This is a genomic window from Pseudomonas sp. UBA7500 (assembly GCF_002478435.1).
Taxonomy (GTDB): Bacteria; Pseudomonadota; Gammaproteobacteria; order Pseudomonadales; family Pseudomonadaceae; genus Aquipseudomonas; species Aquipseudomonas palmensis.
Window position 1 is genome coordinate 68,032 of record NZ_DLNW01000031.1, and the last position, 24,772, is coordinate 92,803.

Consider the following 24,772-nt stretch of genomic DNA (forward strand, 5'->3'; position numbering starts at 1 on the left):
GTTTTAACGGATTGGATATGACTGAACAGCAGCCTGTTGCAGTTCTTGGAGGCGGGAGCTTTGGTACCGCCGTGGCGAACCTGCTGGCCGAGAATGGTGTCGAGGTACGGCAGTGGATGCGCGACCCCGAGCAAGCCGAGGCCATGCGCAACAACCGCGAAAACCCGCGCTACCTCAAGGGCGTGAAGATCCACCCGGGCGTCGAGCCGGTCAACGACCTGCTGGCCACCCTGCAGGCCTGCGAGCTGATCTTCGTCGCCTTGCCGTCCAGCGCCCTGCGCAGCGTGCTGGCGCCCCATGCCGAGCTGCTGAGCAACAAGCTGCTGGTGAGCCTGACCAAGGGCATCGAGGCGCATACCTTCAAGCTGATGAGCCAGATTCTCGAAGAGATCGCCCCACAGGCGCGCATCGGCGTGCTCTCCGGGCCCAACCTGGCCCGCGAGGTGGCCGAGCACGCGCTGACCGCCACCGTGGTCGCCAGCGAGGACGAGCAGCTGTGCCAGCGGGTCCAGGCCGTGCTGCACGGGCGTACTTTCCGTGTCTATGCCAGCAACGATCGCTTTGGCGTCGAGCTGGGCGGCGCCCTGAAGAACGTCTATGCCATCATCGCCGGCATGGCGGTGGCGCTGGGCATGGGCGAGAACACCAAGAGCATGCTGATCACCCGCGCGCTGGCCGAGATGACCCGCTTCGCCGTCAGCCAGGGCGCCAACCCGATGACGTTCCTGGGCCTGGCGGGTGTCGGCGACCTGATCGTCACCTGCTCCTCGCCCAAGAGCCGCAACTACCAGGTCGGCCATGCCCTGGGCCAGGGGCTGAGCCTGGACGAGGCGGTCAACCGCCTGGGCGAGGTGGCCGAAGGGGTCAACACCCTCAAGGTGCTCAAGGCCAAGGCCGAGCAAGTGCAGGTGTACATGCCGCTGGTAGCCGGCCTGCATGCCATCCTGTTCGAAGGCCGGACCCTGAGCCAGGTGATCGAGCTGCTGATGCGCGGCGAGCCGAAAACCGACGTCGACTTCATTTCCACCAGCGGTTTCAACTGAATTACAGGAGCAGGGCATGAACGAGTCCCCAAAACAGGCGCAGCGCGAATCGATCATCTTGCGTGTGCTGTGGATGCTGGTGTTCCTACTGGTATGGCAACTGGCCGAGCTGCTGCTGGGTGGCCTGGTGGTGGTGCAACTGGTGTACCGGCTGATCTACGGCGCACCCAGTGCCAGCCTGATGAACTTCGGCGACAGCCTGAGCCAGTTTCTGGCCCAGATCGGTCGCTTCGGCAGTTTCCACACCGACCAGAAGCCCTGGCCGTTCGCCGACTGGCCCACCCCGCGCGCGCCGGAAGGCGAAGCCGCCCACAGCGTGCCGCCTGCGCCACACCCGGCGCGTGACGAAGAGCCCAAGCTGTGAAGCTGTGGGTACTGCGCCACGGTGAAGCCGAGCCCCGCGCCAACAGCGACGCCGAACGCCGGCTGACCGCCCACGGTCGCGAGCAGGTGCTGCGCAGTGCCGCCCAGTTGCTCGGCTGCGCGCCGCAGGTGATCCTGGCCAGCCCCTATGTACGCGCGCAGCAGACCGCTGCGCTGGTCCACGAGGCGCTGGGTTTGGACAAGCCGGTGCAGACCGTGCCCTGGCTCACCCCCGAAAGCGACCCGCAGCAGGTCATCGCCGAGCTGGACAGGCTGGGGGTGGAGCAGGTGCTGCTGGTCAGCCATCAACCGCTGGTGGGCACGCTGGTGTGCCTGCTCGAGCATGGCCATCGCAAGGACCCTGCACCCATGGGCACCGCCAGCCTCGCCGAACTCGACGGCGACCACCCCCTGGCCGGGCTGATGACACTGCGCAGTCTCACTCCCCCCTGATCGCCAACCACGACAAGGAATGCTGCATGAGCCTCTGGAAAACCCAACCCGATATCGACCAGCTCAACGCCCGCCAGAAAGGCACCATCGGCGAAGTGCTGGATATTCGCTTCGAAGGCTTCACCGACGACTCCCTGAGCGCCAGCATGGTCGTCGACCAGCGCACCCACCAGCCGTTCGGCCTGCTGCACGGCGGCGCCTCGGTGGTGCTGGCCGAGAGCGTCGGCTCCATGGCCAGCTACCTGTGTATCGACACCACGCGCTTCTATTGCGTGGGCCTGGAGATCAACGCCAACCACCTGCGCGGTGTGCGCAGCGGGCGCGTCACGGCCACTGCCCGGCCCGTGCACATTGGCCGAAGCACCCATGTGTGGGACATCCGCCTGAGCACCGAAGACGGCAAGCTCAACTGCATCTCGCGCCTGACCATCGCCGTCATCGCGCTGGGCGACAACCCACCGGCGACCTGATATTTCTACCAGTTGTTGCCCATGCCCTGCCTTGCTAGCGTGCCCCCAGGACCCATCGGGGGCGCGAACAGGAGTTTGGCGATGAACACACCGGATCCGGAAATGGCAGGCTCGGCCTACTTCTACGACATCGTGCGCCAGGTCGAGCGTGCCCAGGCGCTGGATTTTGCCGAGTACAACGTGCTCAAGGACAGCGCCGAGGCCAAGCTCGACGAGTTGATGCGACGCCTGGAGGGGCTGCGTGAGCTCAGGCAATTGCGCGAGACGGGCCGCCTGATGGGGCATCAGTTGCAGGCCACCTGCCTGGCACTGCGCCGGGCCGAACTGAGCCGCGAGCACAAGCGCAAGGCACGTGATGCGCTCGAGTACCAGTTGCTGTACCTGCAGGCCTGCCTGCGCCGTTCGATTGCCGGCTTCGACGCGAATTGACCTGATCGTCGTGCTCCCTGGCCTGTACGGATGTTGCCGGGTGTTGCCGCGGCGGGGAAAATGGCCCGATTCCCCTTCGCGGACAGGCGACCATGACGCAGCAGATCTTCTTCGCCCATGCCAACGGCTTCCCCTCGGCCACCTACGGCAAGCTGTTCGCTGCGCTGGCCCCCGATTATCACGTCACCCACCTGCCGCAGCACGCGCACGACCCGCGCTTTCCGGTCAACGACAACTGGCAGAACCTGGTCGATGAACTGATCCATCACCTGGAGCAGCAGCCCGAGCCGGTGTGGGGGGTCGGGCACTCGCTGGGCGGGGTGCTGCACCTGCACGCGGCGATGCGCTGCCCGCAGTACTACCGTGGGGTGGTGATGCTCGATTCGCCGGTGCTGACCCGAGCTGACGAGTGGCTGATCCAGCTGGCCAAGCGATTTGGCTTCATTGACCGCATCACCCCGGCCGGCCGCACCCTGGGACGCCGCGAGGCGTTCGCCGACCGCGAGAGCGCCCGGGCCTACTTCACCGGCAAGGCGCTGTTTCGCCAGTTCGACCCCGACTGCTTCGAGGCTTATCTGGAACATGGCCTGCAGGACGAGGGCGAGCAGTTGCGCCTGCGCTTCGACCCGGCCACCGAGATCAGCATCTATCGCAGCCTGCCCCACGTAAGCCCCGGCCCGGCCCGCCAGCTGACGCTGCCGCTGGCGATGGTGCGTGGCAGCCAGAGCCGCGTGGTACGCCGCCACCACGCGTATGCCGTGCGCAGCATGCCCAGGGGCGAGTTCCACAGCCTGCCGGGTGGGCACATGTTTCCGCTGGAGCGCCCGCATGACACCGCGAGCCTGATCAAGGGCCTGTTCGATCGCTGGCAGGAAGCGGTGCAATGAGTGGCGTGGAGGAAGTGCGCCTGAACCTGGGGCACATCGAACTGGCGGCGCACCTGTTCGGCCCGCAGCAGGGCATCCCGGTAATCGCCCTGCATGGCTGGCTCGACAACGCCAACACCTTCGCGCGCCTGGCGCCCCGGCTGCATGGGCTGCGCATCGTGGCACTGGACCTGGCCGGGCATGGCTATTCAGACCATCGGCCGGTGGGCGCCGGCTACGCGCTGTGGGACTACGCCCACGACGTGCTGCGGGTAGCCGAGCAACTGGGCTGGCAACGGTTTGCCCTGCTCGGGCACTCGCTGGGGGCGATCATCTCGGTGATCCTGGCCGGTGCCTTGCCCGAGCGGGTCACCCGCCTGGCGCTGATCGACGGGGTGATCCCGCCCGGCGCCGGCCCCCAGGACACGGCCGAGCGCATGGGCATGGCCTTGCAGGCGCAGTTGCGCCAGGGCGGCAAGGGCAAGACCGTCTACCCGACCCTGGAGCTGGCGGTGCAGGCGCGCATGCAGGGCATGGTCGCGGTCACCCGCGAGGCCGCCGAGCTGCTGGCCCAGCGCGGCCTGATGCCGGTGCCGGGTGGCTACACATGGCGCAGCGACAGCCGCCTGACCCTGCCGTCGCCGCTGCGCATGAGCGAAGAGCAGGCGCTGACCTTCGTGCGCCGCATCGCCTGTCCGACCCAACTGGTGGTGGCCGCCGACGGCATGCTGGCGCGCAACACCCCCCTGCTCGAACAGCTACCCTTCAAGCTGGAACAGCTGCCGGGCGGGCATCACCTGCACCTGAACGACGAGTCGGGCGCCAGCCTTGTTGCAGACTGTTTCAATCGCTTCTTTGCCATTTCTTGACTTGCGGCGGGCAACTGTCGAGGCTTGGCGGGTTGAACAGGGAGACAACCATGACCAAGCGCGACACCGTTGCACCTTTTTTCGCCATCGAGGCCTTTAGCGCCATGGCCCGCCAATGAGTATTTCGCGTCTGATTCGAACAGGCCTTGCCGGCCTGGCCGTGCTTGCCAGCACACCACTGATGGCCGATCAACTGCCGATTCCGGTGGATGCCAAGGTAGTGGGCCAGACCAGTGCGCAGGAACTGGAGCAGGAACAGGAGCGGGTGTACCCCCTCGGTTCGCTGCGCAAGATCAGCAATGTGGTACGCATGGAGGGCAAGGTCGAGGGCCGCGGCAAGGTCAGCTATGCCACCTACCAGCTGCCGGCCGAGCGCAGTGCCAACGAAGCCTTTACCGCCGCTCGCGAAGCCTTGCAGACCGCAGGTGGCTATCCGCTGTTCTGGTGCCAGGGGCAGGACTGCGGTGAAAGCAGCCTGTGGTCGGCGCAGCTGGCCGGGCGATTCAACCTGACCGGTGCCGACAATCAGCAGGCGTTCATTCTGTTGCGCCGCTCCGGCGCCTCCAGCGACACCCTGGTTGCGCTGTACAGCATCACCAAGGGCAATCGGCGCGCGTACCTGCATGTCGAGGAGTTTGTGGCCAACGCACCGCTGGGCGAGGTGTTGCCCACGCCGGCCACCGTGCAGCGCGAACTGCTGAGCACCGGCAAGCTCGACTATGCCGACCTCAAGGGCGAACCGCAGCCGGCCTGGGTCAACCTGCTGTCGCGCAGCCTCAACCTGAACAGTACCTTGCGTGTGACCCTGACCGGCGCCCAGGCCGAGGCCTGGCGCGAGCAACTGGTCAAGGCCGGGGTGCGCGCAGCACGGCTTGAAGTGGGTACGCAGCCGGCTGCCGGGCTGCATGTCGAACTGATCCGCTGACCGGGGCCGCTATGCTCAACAACGATCGCCTGCTGGTGCAGATCATCCTTATCGGCTTGCTGGGGGCCGGTCTGTGGGTCATGGCCCCGTTCATTTCCGCGCTGCTGTGGGGGGCGATCCTGGCCTATGCCAGCTGGCCGCTGATGCGCCTGCTCACGCGCGTGCTCGGCGGGCGCGAAACCCTCGCGGCGAGCGTACTGACGGGCGTATGGATGCTGCTGGTGGCATTGCCGCTGGTGTGGCTGGGCTTCAACCTGGCCGACCATATTCGTGATGCCACCGCGTTCGTGCGCGACGTGCAGGTCGACGGCCTGCCCGATGCGCCGGACTGGCTGGGCGGCATACCCTTCGTGGGGGAGCGCCTGGTCGGCTTCTGGGACACCCTCGACCAGCAGGGCGCGGCCATGCTGGCGGCGATCAAGCCACACCTGGGGCAGGTGGGCAACTGGTTGCTGGCCCGCAGTGCGCAGATCGGCGGGGGGATTCTCGAACTGACCCTGAGCCTGGTGTTCGTGTTCTTCTTCTACCGTGACGGGCCGCGGCTGTCGGCCTTCGTGCTGCGCCTGCTGAACCGCCTGATCGGCGAGCGCGCCGAATACTACCTGGACCTGGTGGCAGGCACCGTGCAACGGGTGGTCAACGGCGTGATCGGCACCGCAGCGGCGCAAGCCCTGCTGGCGCTGATCGGCTTCCTGATCGCCGGGGTGCCGGGCGCGCTGGTGCTGGGCCTGGTGACCTTCCTGCTCAGCCTGATCCCCATGGGGCCGCCGCTGGCCTGGGTGCCGGCCACCGCATGGCTGGCGTGGCAGGGCCAGTACGGCATGGCGGTGTTCCTGGGGATCTGGGGCACGTTCATCATCAGTGGCGTGGACAACGTGCTCAAGCCCTACCTGATCAGCCGGGGCGGCAACCTGCCGCTGGTGATCGTGCTGCTGGGGGTGTTTGGCGGGTTGCTGGCGTTCGGCTTCATCGGCCTGTTCATCGGCCCCACGCTGCTGGCAGTGGCCTACAGCCTGCTGCTGGACTGGACCCGCAGCGAGCCGCAGCACCCGCCGCGGGCCTGATCGCACCGGCCTGGCTGGCCGGGCCGCCCTTGCCAGGCGCCGGCCCTGCCGGCCAACGGGGCGTCCCAGCCATGCCGATTCGCTCTCTTTACGCATTCTTTATACCCAACCCTCGCTAGCCCTCTCGCCCCTTTACGCCCCCCCTCCCGACAATCACCGTCAGCGGCACCGTGCCGCGGGACGGAGATTCTTCATGAGCATTCTGGACGGGGTGTCACTGCTGCTGGCAGTGGCGTTGTTTGTGTACCTGATGGCCGCGCTGCTGCGCGCCGATCGCGGTTAGGAGCAGCCATGCACAGTTACGATTACGCATTGCTGCTGGCCTTTTTCGCCCTGGTGCTGCTGCCGGCGCCCTGGCTGGGCCGCTTCTACTACAAGGTGATGGAAGGCCAGCGCACCTGGCTGAGCCCGCTGCTGGGGCCGGTGGAGCGGGGCTGCTACCGGCTGGCCGGGGTCGACCCTGCCACCGAGCAGAGCTGGAAGACGTACGCCCTGGCGCTGCTTGCCTTCAACCTTGCAGGCTTCGGGCTGCTGTTTGCCGTATTGCTGCTGCAAGGGCACCTGCCGCTGAACCCGCAGCACCTGCCCGGCCAGGAGTGGTCGCTGGCGTTCAACACCGCCGTCAGCTTCATGACCAACACCAACTGGCAGTCCTACAGCGGCGAAGCCTCGCTCAGCTACCTGAGCCAGATGCTCGGCCTCACCGTGCAGAACTTCGTCAGCGCCGCCACCGGCCTTGCCGTGCTGGTCGCGCTGTGTCGTGGCATTGCTCGACGCTCGGCCAGCACCCTGGGCAACTTCTGGGTCGACATGACCCGCGCCACCCTCTACGGGCTGCTGCCGCTGTGCCTGCTGCTGGCGCTGCTGCTGGTATGGCAGGGCGTGCCGCAGACCTTCACCGATTATGTGCATGCACTGACCCTGCAGGGCGCCGACCAAGTGATCCCGCTGGGCCCGGCTGCCAGCCAGATCGCGATCAAGCAGCTGGGCACCAACGGCGGCGGCTTTTTCGGGGTGAACTCGGCGCACCCGTTCGAGAACCCCAGCGCCTGGAGCAACCTGTTCGAGGTGGCCTCGATCATCCTGATTCCGGTGGCCCTGGTGTTCACCTTCGGCCACTACGTCAAGGACCTGCGCCAGAGCCGGGCGATCATCGCCTGCATGCTTGCGCTGTTCGTGATCGGCGGCGCCACCGCGCTGTGGTCGGAGTACCAGCCCAACCCCACCCTGAACAGCCCGCTGGTGGAGCAGACCGCGCCGCTGGAAGGCAAGGAGAGCCGCTTCGGCACCACCGCCAGCGTGCTCTGGAGCGTGACCACCACCGCGGCCTCCAACGGCTCGGTGAACAACATGCACGACAGCCTCAACCCGCTCAGCGGCATGGTCGCGCTGGTCAACATGATGGTCGGCGAGGTGATTTTCGGCGGCGTCGGCGCCGGGCTCTACGGCATGCTGCTCAACGTGCTGATCGCGGTGTTCCTGGCCGGGCTGATGATCGGTCGTACCCCTGAATACCTGGGCAAGAAGCTGCAGGCCCGCGAGGTGCAACTACTGGTCGCCACACTGCTGGTGATGCCGGTGGGCGTGTTGGTGCTCGGCGCGCTGGCCACCAGCCTGCCGGGGCCTGCCGCCGCGGTCAGCAACCCGGGCCCGCACGGCTTCAGCCAGTTGCTGTACGCCTACACCTCGGCCAGTGCCAATAACGGCTCGGCGTTTGCCGGGCTGGGCGCCAACACCACCTTCCACAACCTGATGATCGGCCTGGGCATGTTGATCGGGCGCTTCGGCTACATCCTGCCGGTGCTGGCCCTGGCCGGCAGCCTGGCGCTGAAGAAGAGCGCGCCGGTGGGCCAGAACAGCTTCCCGACCCATGGCCCGCTGTTCGTCACGCTGTTGCTGGTGACCATCCTGCTGATCGGTGGCCTGACCTTCCTGCCGGCCCTGGCCCTGGGCCCGGTTGCTGAATACCTGAGCCTGGGCTTGTGAGGAGCCGACCATGAACCTGCCTGTTTCCGAAGTGAAGGCGGCCCCGTCCGCCACTGCCCGCACCACCTTCGCCGCGCTCTGGCGTCCGGCCCTGGTGCAGGCATTCGTCAAGCTCGACCCGCGCCAGCTCAAGCGCGCCCCGGTGATGCTGGTGGTGGAACTGACCGCTATCTTCACCACCCTGCTGTGCCTGCTGCCCAGCGACGTACCCACCGGCGTATCGGTGCAGATCGCCGTGTGGCTGTGGTTCACCGTGCTGTTCGCCAACTTCGCCGAGGCCCTGGCCGAAGGCCGTGGCAAGGCCCGCGCCGACAGCCTCAAGGCCGGCAGCCAGGGCCTGAACGCGCGGCGGCGCATGGCCTCGGGCGAGTTCGAGGTGGTGCCGGCCAGTGACCTGCGCAAAGGCGATGTGGTGCGTGTGGATGCCGGGGAGATGATCCCCGGTGACGGCGAGGTGATCGAAGGGATCGCCGCGGTCAACGAGGCGGCAATCACCGGCGAGTCCGCACCGGTGATCCGCGAGTCTGGCGGCGACCGCTCTGCGGTCACCGGCAACACCCGGCTGGTGTCCGACTGGCTGCTGGTGCAGATCACCAGCAACCCGGGCGAGTCGACCCTGGACCGCATGATCGCCCTGGTCGAGGGCGCCAAACGCCAGAAGACGCCCAACGAGGTGGCCCTGGACATCCTGCTGATCGGCCTGACGCTGATCTTCCTGGTGGTAGTGGTCACGCTGCAGCCCTTCGCGCACTTTGCCGGTGGCAGCATCCCGATGGTGTTTCTGGTGGCCTTGCTGGTGACCCTGATCCCCACCACCATCGGCGGCCTGCTGTCGGCCATCGGCATCGCCGGCATGGACCGACTGGTGCGGCTCAACGTGATTGCCCGTTCGGGGCGTGCAGTGGAAGCGGCCGGCGACGTGCACGTGCTGCTGCTGGACAAGACCGGCACCATCACCTTCGGCAACCGCCGTTGCAGTGCGGTGCACGCCGCCCCCGGCATCACTGTCCGCGAGCTGGGCGAGGGCGCCTTGCTGGCCTCGCTGGCCGACGACACCGCCGAAGGCAAGTCGATCGTCGACTACCTGCGCCAGTTGCATGACTTCACTCCACCCGACGCTGCACACCTGGTGCCGGTGGCCTTCAGCGCCGAAACCCGCCTGTCGGGCGTCGACTTCGGCGCCCAGCGCTACCGCAAGGGCGCGGTGGATTCGGTACTGGCGTTCGTCGGCATGCAGCGCCTGGACCTGCCGGCCGCCCTGGCCCGTGAAGTCGACCGCATTGCCCAGAGTGGCGGTACACCGTTGCTGGTGTGCGTGGACAAGCGCCTGCTGGGCGTTATCCACCTCAAGGACGTGGTCAAGCCCGGCATTCGCGAGCGCTTCGCCGAGCTGCGCAAACTGGGCATTCGCACCGTGATGGTGACCGGCGACAACCCGCTGACCGCCGCGGCGATTGCCGCCGAGGCCGGGGTCGACGACGTGCTGGCCGAGGCCACGCCGGAGAAGAAGTTGGCACGCATTCGCCAGGAACAGAACGACGGGCGCCTGGTAGCCATGTGCGGCGACGGTGCCAACGACGCCCCGGCGCTGGCCCAGGCGGATGTCGGCATGGCCATGAATGACGGCACCCAGGCGGCCCGCGAGGCGGCCAACATGGTCGACCTGGACAGCGACCCGACCAAGTTGCTGGATGTGGTACAGGTGGGCAAGGAGCTGCTGGTGACCCGTGGCGCGCTCACCACCTTTTCCATTGCCAACGACGTGGCCAAGTACTTCGCCATCCTGCCGGCGCTGTTCGCTGCGATCTACCCGCAGCTGGGCGTGCTCAACCTGATGCAACTGGCCAGCCCGCAGAGCGCCATCGTCTCGGCGATCGTGTTCAACGCGCTGATCATCGTGGTGCTGATCCCGCTGGCGCTGCGCGGGGTACGGGTGCAGGCCGCCAGCGCTGCCCACCTGCTGCGGCGCAACCTGCTGATCTACGGTCTGGGCGGGCTGCTGGTGCCGTTCGTGGGGATCAAGCTGATCGATCTGGCGCTCAATGCGCTGCACCTTGTGTGAACTGGGAGATGAACATGACGACGCTAGTACGCCCGGCCCTGAGCCTGATTGTGCTGATGACCCTGATCACCGGCGCGGTGTACCCGCTGGTGGTCACCGGAGTCGCCCAGGTGGCGTTCCCCGAGCAGGCCAACGGCAGCCTGCTGCGCGACGACAGTGGCCAGGTGCGCGGCTCGCGCCTGCTGGCCCAGCCGTTCAGTGGCGCGGGCTGGTTCCAGCCGCGGCCCTCGGCGGCCGACTATGCCACGGTGTCCAGCGGTGCCAGCAACCTGGCGCCGAGCAACCCGGCGTTGGCCAAACGCGTGGGCGAGCAGGCCCAGGCGCTGTATGTGCCGGCACAAGGCCCGGTGCCGCTGGCGCTGCTGACCACCTCCGGCAGCGGCCTGGACCCGCACCTGCCGCCAGCAGCCGTGGCCTATCAGCTGGCGCGGGTGGCAGCGGCGCGGCAATTGCCGCTGCCCACCTTGCAAGCCCTGGTGGAGCAGTCCACCCTGCACCCACTGGTGGGGCCGCCGGTGGTCAATATCCTGGCCCTGAATGCGGCCCTCGACCAGCTCGCACCTGCTTCGAAATAAGGACGTGTGTCGACCATGAGTGATTCTGAACGCGCCGATGCGTTGTTGGCCGAGTTGCCGCGCGAGGGGCGCGGCCGGCTCAAGGTGTTCCTGGGCGCAGCGCCCGGCGTAGGCAAGACCTACGCCATGCTGCAGGCCGCCCATGCGCAGTTGCGCCAGGGGGTGAGGGTGTTGGCGGGCATCGTCGAAACCCATGGGCGCAGCGAAACCGAGGCGCTGCTGGGCGGTTTGCCGCAACAGCCGCTGGTGCGCTCCGAGTACCGTGGCGTGCAGTTGGAGGAAATGGACCTGGACGGCCTGCTCAAGGCCGCCCCGCAACTGGCGCTGGTGGACGAGCTGGCCCACAGCAACGCACCCGGCAGCCGCCACGCCAAGCGTTGGCAGGACGTGCAGGAGCTGCTGTCGGCCGGTATCGACGTGTACACCACGGTCAACGTGCAGCACCTGGAAAGCCTCAATGACCATGTGCGCGGCATCACCGGCGTGCAGGTGCGCGAAACGCTGCCCGACTGGGTGCTGCAGGAAGCCTTCGAACTGGTGCTGATCGACCTGCCGCCGCGCGAGCTGCTCGAACGCCTGCGCGACGGCAAGGTGTACGTGCCGGAGCAGGCGCGGGCGGCGATCGATGCGTTCTTCACCCAGACCAACCTGACGGCCCTGCGCGAGCTGGCGATGCAGACCGCCGCCGCCCAGGTCGATGCCGACCTCGCCCACGGCTACCGCAGCCTGGGCCAGGATGCGCCGGCGCTGCGTGGGCGCCTGCTGGTGGGGGTGGATGGCGATGCCCAGGCCGAGCGCCTGGTACGTCATGCCAGCCGCGTGGCACAGCGCCGCCACCTGCCCTGGAGCCTGGTGCACGTGGACAACGGCCGCCTGCGCGACGAAACCGCACGCCAGCGCCTGCAGGCCGCCCAGCAGCTGGCCGAGCGGCTGGGCGGCGAAGTGGTGGTGCTGCGCGCCGGCGAGGTGGCCAACACCTTGATCCAGCATGCGCTGGAGCGGCGTGCGAGCCTGGTGCTGGTGGGCCAGTCGCGTGATCGGCTGCGTCGGCGCTGGTTCGGTGCCGGTGTGGCGGCGCGCCTGTTGCGCGAGGCCCACGGGCTGGAAATCAACGTGCTCGACCGCGACGCACAGCCAGAACCGGTCAGCGCGCCGGTGGCGCGAGCCTGGGCCTGGCGCCACTACCTGCTGGCGCTGCTTGCCACCGTGCTGGCCAGTGCACTGGCCTGGGGCGTGGCCGGGGTGCTGGCGCTGCCCAACATCTCGCTGGTGTTTCTGGCAGCAGTGCTGCTGGTGGCGGTGCGCAGCAGCTTGGGCCCGGCGCTGGTGTGCGCCGCGCTGTCGTTTCTGGCCTACGATTTTCTGTTCATACCGCCGAATTTCTCGCTGAGCATCCAGCGCGAGGAGGACGTGCTGACCCTGGTGTTCTTTCTGCTGATGGCCGCCCTGACCGGCAACCTGGCGGCGCGCCAGCGGCGTCAGTTGCAGGCGCTGCGCGAAACCCAGGAGCAGACCGGCCAATTGCTGGACCTGACCCGCCGGCTGACCGCAGCTACCGACCGCCAGGCGGTGTTCAATGCCGCCAGCCACCACCTGGAGGGCTGGACGGACGTGCAGATGTGCCTGCTCGAACGCGATGCCGAAGGTCGCCTGCAGGTGGCCAGCGGCGGTGCCCTGCAGTTCAATGACACCGAGCGGGCGGCCGCCGACTGGGCCTGGCAGCATGACCAGGCCGCCGGCCTTGGCAGCGACACCTTGCCCAACGGGCGCTGGTGGTGGTGGCCGCTGTCGGTGGAGGAAGGCCCGCTGGCCCTGCTGGGCGTACGCCCGCGCGAGGGCCAGGTGCTGACGGCCCAGCGCCGGCGCCTGCTCAAGGCCCTCAGCCAGCCATTGGCCCAGGCCCTGGCCCGGGCGCGGCTGGCCGATCAGCTGGAGGCGGCACGCCTGCACGGCGAAACCGAGCAGTTGCGCAGTGCCTTGCTGGCCTCGGTGTCCCACGACCTGCGCACCCCGTTGACTGCCATGCGCGGCAGCATCGACAGCCTGCTGGCACTGGGTGAGGCAATCAGTCAGCACGACCGTCGCGAGCTGCTCGAAGGCACCCGCGACGAGGCCGAGCGCCTGGACCGTTACATCCAGAACCTGCTCGACATGACCCGCCTGGGGCATGGCGGGCTCAAGCTCGCGCGCGACTGGGTGGCGCCGACCGACATCGTCGGCAGCGCCCTGAGCCGCCTGCGCGTGGTGCTGGCCCCGTTGCAGTTGCGCACCGAGGTGCCGGCAGAGTTGCCGCTGCTGTTCGTGCATGCCGCACTGATCGAGCAGGCCCTGATCAATGTGCTGGAGAACGCGGCACGCTTCTCGCCGGCCCACGGGCGCCTCGAACTGCGGGTGAGTGTGGAAGGCGAGCAGCTGTGCCTGGCCGTCGCCGACGAGGGCCCGGGGATTGCGCCGCAGGACCGGGCGCGCATCTTCGACATGTTCTACACCGCTGCGCGCGGGGACCGGGGCGGGCAGGGCACGGGGCTGGGGCTGGCGATCTGCCAGGGCATGATCGGCGCCCATGGCGGGCAGATCCGTGTAGAGGACGGCATCGATGGCCGTGGCACCTGCATCACACTATGCTTGCCGCTTCCGGCCCAACCTGAACTGGACAGCGAGACCCCATGAGCCAGACCGCGACCGTGCTGGTCATCGACGACGAACCGCAGATCCGCAAGTTCCTGCGCATCAGCCTTGGCTCGCAGGGCTACAAGGTGCTGGAGGCGGGCACCGGTGCCGAGGGCCTGAGCCAGGCGGCGCTGGGTCGGCCGGAGCTGGTGGTGCTCGACCTGGGGTTGCCCGACATGGACGGGCAGCAGGTGCTGCGCGAACTGCGCGAATGGAGCCAGGTGCCGGTGCTGGTGTTGTCGGTGCGGGCCAGCGAAGTGCAGAAGGTCGAGGCGCTGGACGGCGGGGCCAATGACTACGTGACCAAGCCGTTCGGCATCCAGGAGTTTCTGGCGCGGGTGCGCGCGTTGCTGCGCCAGGTGCCCCAGGCGGTGGCCGAAGAGTCGGCGCCGCGCTTCGGCCCGTTGACCGTGGACCTTGCCTACCGGCGCGTGACGCTGGCGGGCGAGGAGGTGGCGCTGACCCGCAAGGAGTATGCGTTGCTGGCGCAACTGGCGCGTCACCCGGGGCGGGTGATCACCCAGCAGCAGTTGCTCAAGGATATCTGGGGCCCCACCCATGTGGAGGACAGCCACTACCTGCGCATCGTGGTGGCGCATGTGCGGCAGAAACTGGGGGACGACCCGACGGCGCCGCGGTTCATCGTGACCGAGCCGGGGGTGGGGTATCGGTTGATCGGGCCGGAGCAGGCTTGAGGGCCTCTTCGCCGGCCTAGCGCCTCTCGGCCTCATAGTTGTCCAGCGTATCGCGTGCAATCTCGCGTCCCAGCGCGATCAGCTCCGGCGCCTTGTAGAACTCGAAGAACCGGCACACCCGCTTGGGCACGTTGATCAGTACATCCGGCGGGTAGCCGGCGATCTTGTACTGCGCCAGCGACGTCTGCATCACCTCGAAGCTCTGGTTGATCAGGTCCAGCAGCGAAGCCGGGCCCACGTTGTCGACAATGAACGAGCCGGCCGCCGATTTCGGCGCGCCGTCAGTCTCGGGCGCCGCCGAGGGCTGCTGCGCCTCGGGCTCGGCCGCATCGCTGAGCCACGGGTTGGGCGCCGCCTGCTCGATGCGGATCAGCCCTTCGGCGGCCTTGCGCCGGAACGGCAGGTGCGAGCCCAGCGAGTTGATCAGGTTGTCGAAGCGCAACTTGAACGCCGCCGGCCGCTCGATCACCGGCAACTGGTAATGCTTCTGGTTGGTGGAGTTGAGGTTCACCGCGACGATCAGGTCGCAGTGGCTGGACACCACCGGGATGATCGGCAACGGGTTGAGGATGCCGCCATCGACCAGCATGCGGTTGCCCTGCACCACCGGGGTGAACAGGCTGGGGATCGCCGCCGAGGCGCGCATGGCCTGGTGCAGGCAGCCTTCCTGGAACCAGATCTCCTGCTGGTTGGTGAGGTCGGCCGCCACTGCGGTGTAGGGGATGCGCAGGTTCTCGATGTTGACCTCGCCGACGATCTTGCGGATCTGCCCGAACACCTTCTCGCCGCGAATCGCGCCCAGCCTGAAACTCACGTCCACCAGGCGCAGCACATCCAGGTAATCCAGGCTCTCGATCCAGCGTCGGTATTCGTCGAGCTTGCCGGCGGCGTAGATGCCGCCGATCACTGCGCCCATCGAACAGCCGGCAATGCAGGCGATGTCGTAGCCGCGCCGCTCCAGCTCCTCGATCACGCCGATGTGTGCATACCCTCGGGCGCCCCCCGACCCCAGCACCAGTGCTACGCGTTTGCTCATGGTCGTTCCTTGCGGCTGTTCTGCTCGTGGGCCTAACAATGCACCCATTCAGGGCTGTGCTTCAATCGTGACAAGCGCTGGGCTACGCTGAGCAGGGCACTTTTCAGCGTGCGTGCCGTCGAAGTGCCACCCCGAACATTTTCCTTTTGAGGTAACACCGATGAAAGCCTGGATCTGCCTGCCCCTGATTGCCCTGGTACTGAGCGGCTGCGCCGGCAAGACGGCGTACCGGGACAGCTGCGCCAATCAGCTGGATTCGGCCTGGAAGGAGCTGGACCTGGCCAAGGCCGAGGGCTTCGCCGGCACGGTCAGCTATTCCAAGGCCCTGTCGCTGCTGACCGGCGCCAAGACCCAGCAGCAGTTCGAAGCCTTCGAAGGCTGCAGCAACAAGGCCGAGAAGGCACGCTTCTACATCCGTGAATCGCGCGCCGGGCGCTGAGGGAGGACCAGGCCATGTCGGCAATGCTCGACCATGTGATCGCCCAGGTGCTGACCCTGCACGTGCGCCTGCTGGCCTGCCAGGCGCGCCTGGCGGCCAATACCGACAGTGAGGCGCTGCATGACCTGCGTACCAGCGTGCGTCGCCTGCGCAGCCTGCTGCGGCCCCTGCGCGGGCTGCCGGGGGTGGACAAGCTGGAGGATGCTGCCGCCGAGCTGGGGCGCCTGACCACTCCGCTGCGCGATCGCGAGGTGCTGGCCGCGCAGTTGCTCGAACGCGGGCTGCCCGAGGTGGCCCGCCAGCAGCTTGGCGACCCGGCCCGCACCTTTGCCCGGGTGGCGGCCAGCGCCGAGCTTGCGCGGCTGCTGGCGATCATCGATGCCTTCCCGATGTTCCTGCGCGCGGCCCAGCGCCAGGGCCTGGTACGCCGCCTGGAGGCGCGGGTGGGCAAGCGCCTGCACAAGCAGTGGCGCAACCTGCAGGCTGCCATGAACGACCCGGCGCACGACCGCCACCGCCTGCGCCTGCTGATCAAGCGGGTGCGTTATGGCGCCGAGGCCTATCCACAGCTCGAACGCCTGCGCCCGGCCCTGCGCCGCGGGCTCAAGCGCGCCCAGGGCGATCTGGGCGACTGGCACGACCTGTTGCAGTGGCTGTTGCAGGCCGAGCAGCAGCCTGGCCTGGCGCCCTGCGTGGCGCACTGGCAGGCGCAACAGGCGGCGGCCGAGCAACGTGCCGACCGCACGCTGGAGACACTGCTGAGCGAAATCCAACGTCGATAAGTCGCGTGTTTGGCGCAAATGCGGCCTGTGCGCGGCGCGGCGGCTGGTTAACATCGCCACATTTGCCCACTGGTCGAGGTCCCGATGAATTTTTCCCAACTGCTCACCGCCGTGCGCCTGCAGCCCCAGGCGGTGACCATCCCGGCCGAATGGGCCCAGGGGCGTGCCTGTTTCGGCGGGCTGATGGCGGCGCTGGTGTACGAGGCCATGCACGCCAAGGTCGCCCCGGACCGTCCGGTGCGCTCGCTGGCCATCACCTTCGTAGGGCCGGCCGAGCCTGGGGTGCCGATCAGTTTCGAGGTGGAGCTGTTGCGTGACGGCAAGGCGGTCAGCTCGCTGCTGGGGCGCGCGGTACAGAATGGCCAGGTGGTGACCCTGGTGCAGGGCAGTTTCGGTGCCGGGCGCGATTCGGTGGTGCAGGTGTCAGGGCTGGCGCCGGTGCCGATGAAAAGCCTTGCCGAGTCCAGCCCCGAGTTGCCCTTCATCAAGGGCGTGACCCCCGAGTTCATTCGCCACCTGGCCATGCGCTGGGGCATTGGCGGCTTGCCGTTCAGCGGTAGCCGGTCACGCGAGATGGGCGGCTGGGTGCGCCTGCGCGGTGAGGATGTGGTCGAGGAGCCGGTGACCGAAGCCCACCTGCTGGCGCTGGTCGATGCCTGGCCACCGGCGTTGATGCCGCACCTGAGCACGCCCGCTGCCGGCAGCACCCTGACCTGGACCATCGAGTTCGTGCAGCCGGTGGCCAGCCTGACCACCCTGGACTGGTGCCAGTACTGCGCCCAGATCGACTACGCGCGTGACGGCTACGGCCATGTGGCGGCCGCCTTGTGGAACGGAGCCGGTGATTTGCTTGCCATCAGCCGCCAGACGGTGACCGTGTTCGCCTGAATCACTGGCGCTGGCGCTCCACCGCCACACCGGCCAGCAGGCCGATGACGCCGACGGCCAGGGTGCCCAGGTCGGCGTCGAGCGCGCCGCTCAATACCAGCAGCGCGCCGATGGCCAGCAGCGGCAGCGCAATCAGCTGCAGCGCGATGTTGGTGGGGGTACGAGGGGCGTGATGCCAGTGGGGCAGGTGAAACATGTGCTTGTTCATCACGGTTCTCCTCAAGGTGCAAAACGGATAACCCAAGCGTAGTTTGGCCCCCGCCAGGGGGCCAATTGCGCGCGGCTATCGCGTTTATAGCTTGAGTTGACCGATGGCCTTGTTCAGCTCGCCGGCCAGGGTGGCCAGTTCGCTGCTGGTGGTGGCCGAATCGACGGTCTGCTGCACGGTCTCTTCGGTCACGTCGCGGATGCTCACCACTGCGCGGTTCATCTCTTCGGCCACCTGGCTCTGCTGTTCGGCCGCCACGGCGATCTGGGTATTGCTCTCGCGCATCTGCGCCACCGCGCCGGTGATCTCCGCCAGGGCCTCGCCGGCTTCCTGGGCCTGCTTGACGCAGTCGTCGGCCTTGAACGAGCTCTCGGTCATGAACTCCACCGCATCGCGGGTGCCGGCCTGCAGGGCAGAGACCATGGTGGTGATTTCATCGGTGGAGCTCTGCACGCGCTTGGCCAGGTTGCGCACCTCGTCCGCCACCACCGCGAAACCGCGGCCCAGGTCGCCGGCACGGGCCGCCTCGATCGCCGCGTTGAGGGCCAGCAGGTTGGTCTGTTCGGCGATGCTGTGAATCACCCCGACCACGCTGTTGATCTTCTGGCTGTCCTCGGCCAGTTGACGGATCATCTCGGCCGTCTGCTGCACGCCGGTGGAGAGCCCCGAGATCGACGACTGCACGCGGCTGACCACGTCCTTGCCGCTGCCGGCCAGGGTGTCGGCGCTTTGCGACAGGTCGCGTGTGGCGCCGGCATGCTGGGCGATGTGGTAGACGGTGGCGGTCATTTCGTTGATGGCGGTGGCGGCCTGGTCGGTTTCGCTCTGCTGGCCGAGCATGCCGTGGCGCACCTCGTTCATGCTGGCGGCCAGGCGCGCGGCGCCGGCATCCAGCTGCGCGGCGGTTCGCGCCACGGTGTTGACCACGCGGTGGTAGGTGGTCTGCATGGCGTTGAAGGCGCTGGCCATCTGGCCGATCTCGTCGCCGCAGGACAGCGGCACCCGTGCCGACAGGTCACCGGTCTTCTCGACGTGCAGCATCACGTCCTTGAGGATGTTGAGCTGGCTGAGCAGGAAGCGGATCAGCAACTGCGAGGCGCACAGCATGGCCAGCATCAGGATCAGTACGCACACCGCATAGTTGACGAAGCGGTCGGTGAACACCTGCGCCATGCTCGGGGCCTGGGCCAGTACCGCGATCTGCTGGCCATCGCGCTGGATGACCTGCGCGCCGATCAGCGGGTCGCTGCCCAGCAGCGGCATGCCGTTCAGCTCGACCCAGCCCTGGGCAGTGGCCAGGGCCGGCAACGCCTGGCCATCGAAGGTGGGCGCCTGCCCGGGTGTGAAGCTGACCCAGGTGGCGTTCTGCGGCAAGGCCTGGCCGGCGGGCCAGGCGGCCAGCAGGCGGGCTTCGGATTGCACCCGGGCCTGGGCCGTCTCGGCCCTGGCGCGGGTTTCCAGGTGCACCGCATACAGCACCACGAACAGGGTTGTGACGAAGGCGACTGCGTTCACCGCCCAGAACTTGTACTTCAGTGAGATATTGCTGAGCCAGGCACCCATGGATAGGTCTTCTCTGATTGAGCGGAAACAATTTGGCAAGGTGCCATCAGTGTGCCAGCCAATTCAAAGACAAATCTTGATATGCGTCAAACTATGTCGGGGAGCCCGAAGAAGCGCCGGGCGCAGTCGCTGGTGTGCGCAGCCACTTGCTCGGGTGTCTCGCCCCGGTGCAGGGCCACTTCGCGCAGCACTTCGGGCAGGTAGGCCGGTTCGTTGCGACCGCTTTTGGGTTTGGGGCGCAGGGTCCGGGGCAGCAGGTAGGGGGCGTCGCTCTCCAGCATCAGGCGGCCAGTGGGGATGCTGGCAACCAGCGGGTGCAGGTGGGTACCGCGACGTTCGTCGCAGATCCAGCCGGTGATGCCGATGTGCAGGTCCAGGTCCAGGTAGCTGAACAGGGCGCTGCGCTCGCCGGTAAAGCAGTGCACCACGGCGGCTGGCAGGCGGTCGCGGTAGTCCTTGAGAATCTGCAACAGGCGTTCGTTGGCATCACGCTCGTGCAGAAACACCGGCATCTGCAGCTGCACCGCCAGCGCCAGTTGTTCTTCCAGGGCCTTTTCCTGTTGCGGGCGCGGCGAGAAGTCGCGGTTGAAGTCCAGCCCGCATTCACCCACCGCGTGCACCCGTGGCTGTTCGAGCAGCGCGCGCAGATGGCGCGCGGTGTCGCTGTTCCAGCTGCTGGCATCGTGGGGGTGTACACCGGCCGTGCTGAACAGGCGCCGGGCCTGCGGGTCGAGTTGCTCGCACAGGTGTAGCGCGGCTTCGCTGCCGGCCAGGCTGGTACCGGTCACCAGCATCTGATGCACCCCGGCGGCCTCGGCACGCTGCAAGATGGCCTCGTGCTTGCCGTCGAAACTTGGGTTGGTCAGATTGACGCCGATGTCGATGAGTTGCATGGTGCTACCTCAGGTTGTGCGGCAAAAGCGCTTGGCAGCGCCGAAAAATACCAATAACGCCAAGAACTTCAAGAAGTTGTCGCGGTCTTTTGCGGTCAATTGTCACGGACCGACCGCTCATTATGGCGTCAAATACTCAATCGCGGCCCTTTGCCGGAGACCGGATGACGCGATCACTTTGGCTTTTTTTGCTGTGTGTGGGCCTGCTGTGCGCCGGCCCGGCCCACGCACGCCTGCCCGGCCCGCAGCAGGCGGTGCCTGCGGCCAAGGTGCGCGACCTGGCGCAGATCCGTGAAAGCCGGGTGTTGCGCGTGCTGGTCAACCAGAGCCGCAACAGCTCCGGCGAGGTCAAGGGCCAGCCGGTGGGCATCGAATACCATCGGCTGATCGCCTTCGAGCACTATCTCAACGGGCGTGCCCGTGACGGTCAGCAGATCCGCCTGAAGATCATCCCCAAGGCCAAGGACCAGTTGATTGGCGCATTGCAGCGTGGCGAGGGCGATCTGGTGGCGCCCGGCGAGCTGATCGATTTGAGTTCCACCCGCGGGGTGATGGCCAGCGACCCCGTGCTGGAGAATGTGCCGCTGGTGCTGGTGGGGCGCAAGGGCGAACGGACCTACCAGCGCGTCGAGCAGCTTGCCGGCCGCACCGTGACCCTGACCAGTTCGAGTGCGGCAGGCGATACCCTCCACGAAATCAACCAGCGCCTGGCCCTGCGCAAGCTGGCGCCGCTCAAGGTGGAATGGGCGGACCCCAGCCTTGCGGTGGAGGATGTGCTGGAAATGGTGCAGGCCGGCATCTTCCACCTGACCGTGGTCGAACAGCCGATTGCCCGGCGCTGGGCGCAGGTGATGCCCAAGCTGCTGGTGCAGCGCAAGGTGCAGCTGGCCCAGCCCGAGGCGATGCATTGGTACGTGCGCCGCGACGCGGCGATGCTGCACGCCAGTGTCGATCGCTTCCTCAAGGGGTATCACGCCCCGGCCGATCAGGATGTGGCGTTCGAGCGTATCTACCGGCGCCTGTACAAGGTGCATTACCCGCTGGCCCAGGCCAACCGCCAGCGCCTGGAAAAACTGCGGCCGGTGCTGCAGCGTCACGCCCAGGCCCAGAACCTGGACTGGCTGAACCTGGCGGCACTGGCGTTCAAGGAGTCGGCCCTCGACCCGGCGGCCAGGGGCGCAGGTGGCGCCCATGGGCTGATGCAGATCACCCCCGGTGCGGCGCAGCGGGTGGGGATCAGCGATATCGCCAATGTCGATGGCAATGTACAGGCCAGCGCGCGCTACCTGGCACTGATCCGGCGCAAGTTCTTTTCCAGCAACCAGCTCAACGAACGCGAGCGCATGGCGTTCGTGCTGGCCGGCTACAACCTGGGGCCGGAGCGGGTTCAGGCCATGCGGGCCGAGGCGCGGCGACGCGGCCTGAACCCCAACCAGTGGTTCTTTCAGGTAGAGCGTGTGGCGCTCGAGCAGGTGGGAATGGGGCCGGTCAGCTATGTTAATAGCGTCAACAAGTACTTTCTGGCATTCGACCGCGAACGCGACGCGCTGGAAGCCCGGGGACGAAAAGTGGCCTCACGCAAGTAATCGAAAATTACGATTTGTATGTGCAGATAATCGCGATTTTAACATTTGAAAATATGATTAAGATGGCGACCTCTACCACACACCTGCATCGCTTAAGGAAGACAGCATGAACGCCATCAACTCCGTATTGTTCACCCGCGCCGGCTGGGGCATTACCGTACTGCGCATCTTCATCGGCATCATCTTCATGGCCCATGGCTCGCAGAAGCTGTTCGGCCTGTTTGGTGGCGGCGGGCTGGCAGGCACCGCGCAGTACATGGAAAGCCTGGGGCTGACCCCGCCGACACTGATGGCGGCGCTGTCCGGTGGGGCCGAGTTCTTCGGCGGGCTGGCACTGGTCATCGGCCTGCTGGCACGCCCGGCGGCCCTGGCGCTGGTGGGGTTGCTGCTGGTGGCGATTTTCTCGGTGCACATCGGCAACGGTCTGTTCATGGCCAACAACGGCTATGAGTTCGCCCTGGCGCTGCTGGGTGGCGCGATTGCGGTACTGGTGGAAGGGGCGGGCAGGGCGTCGGTGGACCGCATGATCGCCAAGTGAGCCTTGGCGTTGTGGCACAAAAAGGGCCTGCATTGCAGGCCCTTTTTTGTGCCCGACCCGGCTGCTTGCTTCTGCGGCAACGCAGGCGCCTTCAGGGGCGCCGGCAGGTGCAGGAACCGGCGTCGCCGTCGAATGCGAGAAACTCGCTTGTTTTTCCGGCGTCCGGGTCGTTTATCAGACGATGGCATTGTTGACAGCCGGGCCGGCGCTTCTCTAGGATGCTGGCTTGCGCCGATTTAAACAGCTACTTGCGGGGCGCAGGAAGACCACCAGCAGGTCGTCCGAATACCGCTAAAGCGCTGGTTCGGTGACGCCTCGCACCGCAGCCCAGCGGGATCTGCGAGGCACAGAGAAGTACACCATGAGTTGCCCACGTACCAGCGTTTGCCTCACCCCTCTCCCTACCAGCCAGGCGGCTCGCACGCCGCGCATTCTGCTGAGCGGCAAACACCAGCCGACCCTGCTGCGCTACCTCGATGGCTGGCCCCGCCCCAAAGGCCGTGCCACGGCGTTCCTGATCCAGTTCGCCGACTCCTGCGAAACCCTCGCCCGGTTCGGCAACGACCGTTTCGACCTGGCCGTGGTGCAGGCGCCCTCGAGGGCCGATGCCGCCGAAGTGATCCACCACCTGACCCGCGTCGCCCGCCAGGGCTTGATCACCCGCGCCTGATCGCTCAGGGGTACTCGATCTCGACGATGTACACCGTCTGTTCGCCAGTCGGTGTCTGCACCCGCACTTCAGCGTCCAGCGCCTTGCCGATCAGGGCGCGGGCCAGGGGCGAATCGATGCTGATCAGGCCCAGTTTCAAGTCCAGCTCGTCGGGCCCGACGATGCGGTAGCGCGATTGTTCGCCGTCTTCGTTCTCGACCGTGACCCAGGCCCCGAAGTACACCTTGTTCGGGTCGCTGGGCCGTTCGCTCACCACTTTCAGGTTTTCCAGGCGCTTGGTCAGGAAGCGCACGCGGCTGTCGATTTCGCGCAGCATCTTCTTGCCGTAGGTGTACTCGGCGTTTTCCGAACGGTCACCTTGCGCTGCTGCCTCACTGACCGACTGGGTCACCTGGGGCCTGCGCACATGCCACAGTTCATGCAGCTCGGCGCGCATGCGCGCCTCGCCCTGTGGGGTGATCAGTGCGGTGCCGGCAGTGCGGGGCGGGCGGTATCGGCTCATGGGCTTCCAGGCTCGGGTAGGTAGCCGCCGAGTCTATCAGCCCTCGCGAAGCACTGTCAGCGGGCTGGCATTGAGCGCCCGGCGCGTGCCGAATACCCCCGCACCCCCCACCAGCAACGCACCGATCACCGGCAACAGCAGCAGCCACGGGTGCGGGCTCCAGTGCAGGTCGAATGCGTAGCGGTATAGCAGCAGGCTGATCAGTTCGGTGCCCAGCGCCGCGAGCAGGCCGCTGGCGGCGCCCAGCAGGCCGAACTCGATGCGCCGGGCCTTGACCAGCAGGCTGCGGCTGGCGCCCAGTGCCCGCAGCAGCGCACCCTGGTGGATGCGCTCGTCCAGGGTGGCCTGCAGCCCGGCGAACAACACGGCCAGGCCCGCCGCCAGCACGAACAGCAGCACATACTGTACCGCCAGGGTCACCTGGGCCAGGATGCTGCGCAACTGCTCCAGCAGCGCATCGACCTGCAGGATGGTGGCTGCCGGGAACGCTCGCGACAGGGCCACCACCTGCTGGTCGTGGCCTGGGGCCAGGTAGAAGCTGGTGAGATAGGTGGTCGGCAGGTCCTGCAGGGTGCCGGGCTGGAAGATCATGTAGAAGTTGGGCTGGAAACTGTCCCAGTTGACCGTGCGCAGGCTGCTGACCTGTACCTGGCGCTCCAGGCCACCGATGCTGAAGGTCAGGGTGTCGCCCAGCTTGAGCTTGAGGCTCTCGGCCAGCTGCGCCTCCACCGACACGCCGGGTAAGGCATCGGCCGTTGGCTGTGCCTGCCACCACTGGCCGGCGCTCAAGGTGTTGCCCTGGGGCAGGTCGGCGGCCCAGGTCAGGCTCAGGTCGCGCTGGACGGCGCGGTCACCGGTGGATTCCTTGCTGACGATCTCGCGCACCGGCTCGCCATTGATGAGCGTCAGGCGCCCGGGAATCACCGGGAACAACGGCGCGGCATGGACCGAGAATTCGTTCAGGCGCTGGGCGAAGGTGTCCTTGTCGTCCGGCAGGATGTTGAGCACGAAATAGTTGGGAGCATCCTTGGGCAGCTGGTTCTGCCAGGTGTCGAGCAGCTCGGTGCGCAGCAGGGCGATCAGGGCCATGGCCAGCAGGATCATGCCGAAGGCCAGCGACTGGCCTGCCGCCGCCAGCGGATGCTTGAGCAGTTGCCCCAGGCCCAGGCGCCAGGCCAGCGGGGCGCCGGCCAGCAG

General features: G+C 67.1%; 27 protein-coding genes. 21 read left to right on the forward strand and 6 right to left on the reverse strand.

Annotated elements, in window-relative coordinates:
• The first annotated feature begins 17 nt into the window (after window positions 1-17).
• The 15 genes from B4I46_RS14955 (at window position 18) to B4I46_RS15025 (ending at window position 14,470) form a co-directional block, all read left to right on the forward strand.
• On the forward strand, window positions 18-1,043 hold the full coding sequence (locus B4I46_RS14955) for an NAD(P)H-dependent glycerol-3-phosphate dehydrogenase (protein ID WP_043863116.1): 1,026 nt from the start codon (window positions 18-20) through the stop codon (window positions 1,041-1,043).
• Between the two features lie 16 nt (window positions 1,044-1,059).
• Window positions 1,060-1,407 (forward strand): DUF4389 domain-containing protein, encoded by a 348-nt coding sequence (locus B4I46_RS14960; protein ID WP_043863115.1) that lies wholly within the window; start codon window positions 1,060-1,062, stop codon window positions 1,405-1,407.
• Complete coding sequence (sixA, locus tag B4I46_RS14965; RefSeq protein WP_100634700.1) at window positions 1,404-1,859, forward strand: phosphohistidine phosphatase SixA; 456 nt, start codon at window positions 1,404-1,406, stop codon at window positions 1,857-1,859. Before B4I46_RS14960 ends, sixA begins: the two co-directional genes overlap by 4 nt.
• 26 nt (window positions 1,860-1,885) lie before the next feature.
• Window positions 1,886-2,329, forward strand: coding sequence for a hotdog fold thioesterase (locus B4I46_RS14970; RefSeq protein WP_043863113.1), 444 nt, complete (start codon window positions 1,886-1,888; stop codon window positions 2,327-2,329).
• An 81-nt stretch (window positions 2,330-2,410) separates the two neighbouring features.
• A complete protein-coding gene (locus tag B4I46_RS14975; RefSeq protein WP_286900779.1) occupies window positions 2,411-2,758 on the forward strand; it encodes a hypothetical protein in 348 nt (115 codons plus the stop codon).
• A gap of 92 nt (window positions 2,759-2,850) precedes the next feature.
• A complete protein-coding gene (locus tag B4I46_RS14980; protein ID WP_054915681.1) occupies window positions 2,851-3,645 on the forward strand; it encodes an alpha/beta fold hydrolase in 795 nt (264 codons plus the stop codon).
• Entirely contained in the window at window positions 3,642-4,493 is an 852-nt protein-coding gene (locus tag B4I46_RS14985; protein WP_100634702.1) for an alpha/beta hydrolase, read from the forward strand. Before B4I46_RS14980 ends, B4I46_RS14985 begins: the two co-directional genes overlap by 4 nt.
• 115 nt (window positions 4,494-4,608) lie before the next feature.
• Window positions 4,609-5,418 carry a DUF4892 domain-containing protein gene (locus tag B4I46_RS14990; RefSeq protein ID WP_043863109.1) on the forward strand — a complete coding sequence of 270 codons (810 nt, stop codon included), beginning with the start codon at window positions 4,609-4,611 and terminating at the stop codon, window positions 5,416-5,418.
• Window positions 5,419-5,429: 11 nt separating this feature from the next.
• Complete coding sequence (locus B4I46_RS14995; RefSeq protein WP_286900781.1) at window positions 5,430-6,482, forward strand: AI-2E family transporter; 1,053 nt, start codon at window positions 5,430-5,432, stop codon at window positions 6,480-6,482.
• Between the two features lie 193 nt (window positions 6,483-6,675).
• Window positions 6,676-6,765, forward strand: a complete 90-nt coding sequence (kdpF, locus tag B4I46_RS15000; protein WP_043863107.1) for a K(+)-transporting ATPase subunit F — start codon at window positions 6,676-6,678, stop codon at window positions 6,763-6,765.
• Between the two features lie 8 nt (window positions 6,766-6,773).
• Window positions 6,774-8,468: a potassium-transporting ATPase subunit KdpA gene (gene kdpA / locus B4I46_RS15005; protein WP_054915683.1), complete on the forward strand. Its 1,695-nt coding sequence runs from the start codon at window positions 6,774-6,776 to the stop codon at window positions 8,466-8,468.
• 10 nt (window positions 8,469-8,478) lie between these two features.
• Window positions 8,479-10,530: a potassium-transporting ATPase subunit KdpB gene (gene kdpB / locus B4I46_RS15010; RefSeq protein ID WP_286900783.1), complete on the forward strand. Its 2,052-nt coding sequence runs from the start codon at window positions 8,479-8,481 to the stop codon at window positions 10,528-10,530.
• A 14-nt stretch (window positions 10,531-10,544) separates the two neighbouring features.
• Window positions 10,545-11,105 (forward strand): potassium-transporting ATPase subunit KdpC, encoded by a 561-nt coding sequence (gene kdpC / locus B4I46_RS15015; RefSeq protein ID WP_054915735.1) that lies wholly within the window; start codon window positions 10,545-10,547, stop codon window positions 11,103-11,105.
• Window positions 11,106-11,120: 15 nt separating this feature from the next.
• Window positions 11,121-13,775: a sensor histidine kinase gene (locus B4I46_RS15020; protein ID WP_043863104.1), complete on the forward strand. Its 2,655-nt coding sequence runs from the start codon at window positions 11,121-11,123 to the stop codon at window positions 13,773-13,775.
• Window positions 13,772-14,470, forward strand: coding sequence for a response regulator (locus B4I46_RS15025; RefSeq protein WP_043863103.1), 699 nt, complete (start codon window positions 13,772-13,774; stop codon window positions 14,468-14,470). The genes B4I46_RS15020 and B4I46_RS15025 overlap by 4 nt, the downstream gene beginning before the upstream one ends.
• Window positions 14,471-14,486: 16 nt before the next feature.
• Here the strand turns inward: B4I46_RS15025 and B4I46_RS15030 are convergent, their stop codons facing one another.
• Window positions 14,487-15,506, reverse strand: coding sequence for a patatin-like phospholipase family protein (locus B4I46_RS15030; RefSeq protein WP_043863102.1), 1,020 nt, complete (start codon window positions 15,504-15,506; stop codon window positions 14,487-14,489).
• A gap of 160 nt (window positions 15,507-15,666) precedes the next feature.
• On the opposite strand from B4I46_RS15030, the gene B4I46_RS15035 reads away from it, so the two are divergent.
• From B4I46_RS15035 to B4I46_RS15045, 3 genes are all read left to right on the forward strand, one after another.
• On the forward strand, window positions 15,667-15,945 hold the full coding sequence (locus tag B4I46_RS15035; protein WP_043863101.1) for a hypothetical protein: 279 nt from the start codon (window positions 15,667-15,669) through the stop codon (window positions 15,943-15,945).
• Window positions 15,946-15,959: 14 nt separating this feature from the next.
• Window positions 15,960-16,727: a CHAD domain-containing protein gene (locus B4I46_RS15040; RefSeq protein ID WP_043863100.1), complete on the forward strand. Its 768-nt coding sequence runs from the start codon at window positions 15,960-15,962 to the stop codon at window positions 16,725-16,727.
• A gap of 84 nt (window positions 16,728-16,811) precedes the next feature.
• Window positions 16,812-17,615 (forward strand): acyl-CoA thioesterase, encoded by an 804-nt coding sequence (locus tag B4I46_RS15045; RefSeq protein WP_253087370.1) that lies wholly within the window; start codon window positions 16,812-16,814, stop codon window positions 17,613-17,615.
• A gap of 1 nt (window position 17,616) precedes the next feature.
• Here the strand turns inward: B4I46_RS15045 and B4I46_RS15050 are convergent, their stop codons facing one another.
• The 3 genes from B4I46_RS15050 to B4I46_RS15060 all read right to left on the reverse strand — a co-directional run bounded on the left by B4I46_RS15050 (window position 17,617) and on the right by B4I46_RS15060 (window position 20,279).
• Window positions 17,617-17,823, reverse strand: a complete 207-nt coding sequence (locus B4I46_RS15050; protein ID WP_286900791.1) for a hypothetical protein — start codon at window positions 17,821-17,823, stop codon at window positions 17,617-17,619.
• Between the two features lie 84 nt (window positions 17,824-17,907).
• Complete coding sequence (locus tag B4I46_RS15055) at window positions 17,908-19,386, reverse strand: methyl-accepting chemotaxis protein (RefSeq protein ID WP_054915686.1); 1,479 nt, start codon at window positions 19,384-19,386, stop codon at window positions 17,908-17,910.
• A gap of 86 nt (window positions 19,387-19,472) precedes the next feature.
• Window positions 19,473-20,279: a TatD family hydrolase gene (locus B4I46_RS15060; RefSeq protein ID WP_043863097.1), complete on the reverse strand. Its 807-nt coding sequence runs from the start codon at window positions 20,277-20,279 to the stop codon at window positions 19,473-19,475.
• A 164-nt stretch (window positions 20,280-20,443) separates the two neighbouring features.
• Here B4I46_RS15060 and B4I46_RS15065 point away from each other — a divergent pair, with 164 nt between their 5' ends.
• From B4I46_RS15065 to B4I46_RS15075, 3 genes are all read left to right on the forward strand, one after another.
• A complete protein-coding gene (locus B4I46_RS15065) occupies window positions 20,444-21,865 on the forward strand; it encodes a transglycosylase SLT domain-containing protein (RefSeq protein ID WP_043863096.1) in 1,422 nt (473 codons plus the stop codon).
• 106 nt (window positions 21,866-21,971) lie between these two features.
• Entirely contained in the window at window positions 21,972-22,403 is a 432-nt protein-coding gene (locus B4I46_RS15070) for a DoxX family protein (RefSeq protein WP_043863095.1), read from the forward strand.
• A gap of 361 nt (window positions 22,404-22,764) precedes the next feature.
• Window positions 22,765-23,073, forward strand: a complete 309-nt coding sequence (locus tag B4I46_RS15075) for a hypothetical protein (RefSeq protein WP_054915688.1) — start codon at window positions 22,765-22,767, stop codon at window positions 23,071-23,073.
• 4 nt (window positions 23,074-23,077) lie between these two features.
• On the opposite strand, the gene greB is transcribed toward B4I46_RS15075, so the two are convergent.
• Both greB and B4I46_RS15085 read right to left on the reverse strand, forming a co-directional pair.
• Window positions 23,078-23,575 carry a transcription elongation factor GreB gene (gene greB, locus B4I46_RS15080; RefSeq protein ID WP_043863093.1) on the reverse strand — a complete coding sequence of 166 codons (498 nt, stop codon included), beginning with the start codon at window positions 23,573-23,575 and terminating at the stop codon, window positions 23,078-23,080.
• Between the two features lie 36 nt (window positions 23,576-23,611).
• On the reverse strand, window positions 23,612-24,772 hold a 1,161-nt coding region (locus B4I46_RS15085), incomplete at its 5' end, for an ABC transporter permease (RefSeq protein ID WP_349681954.1).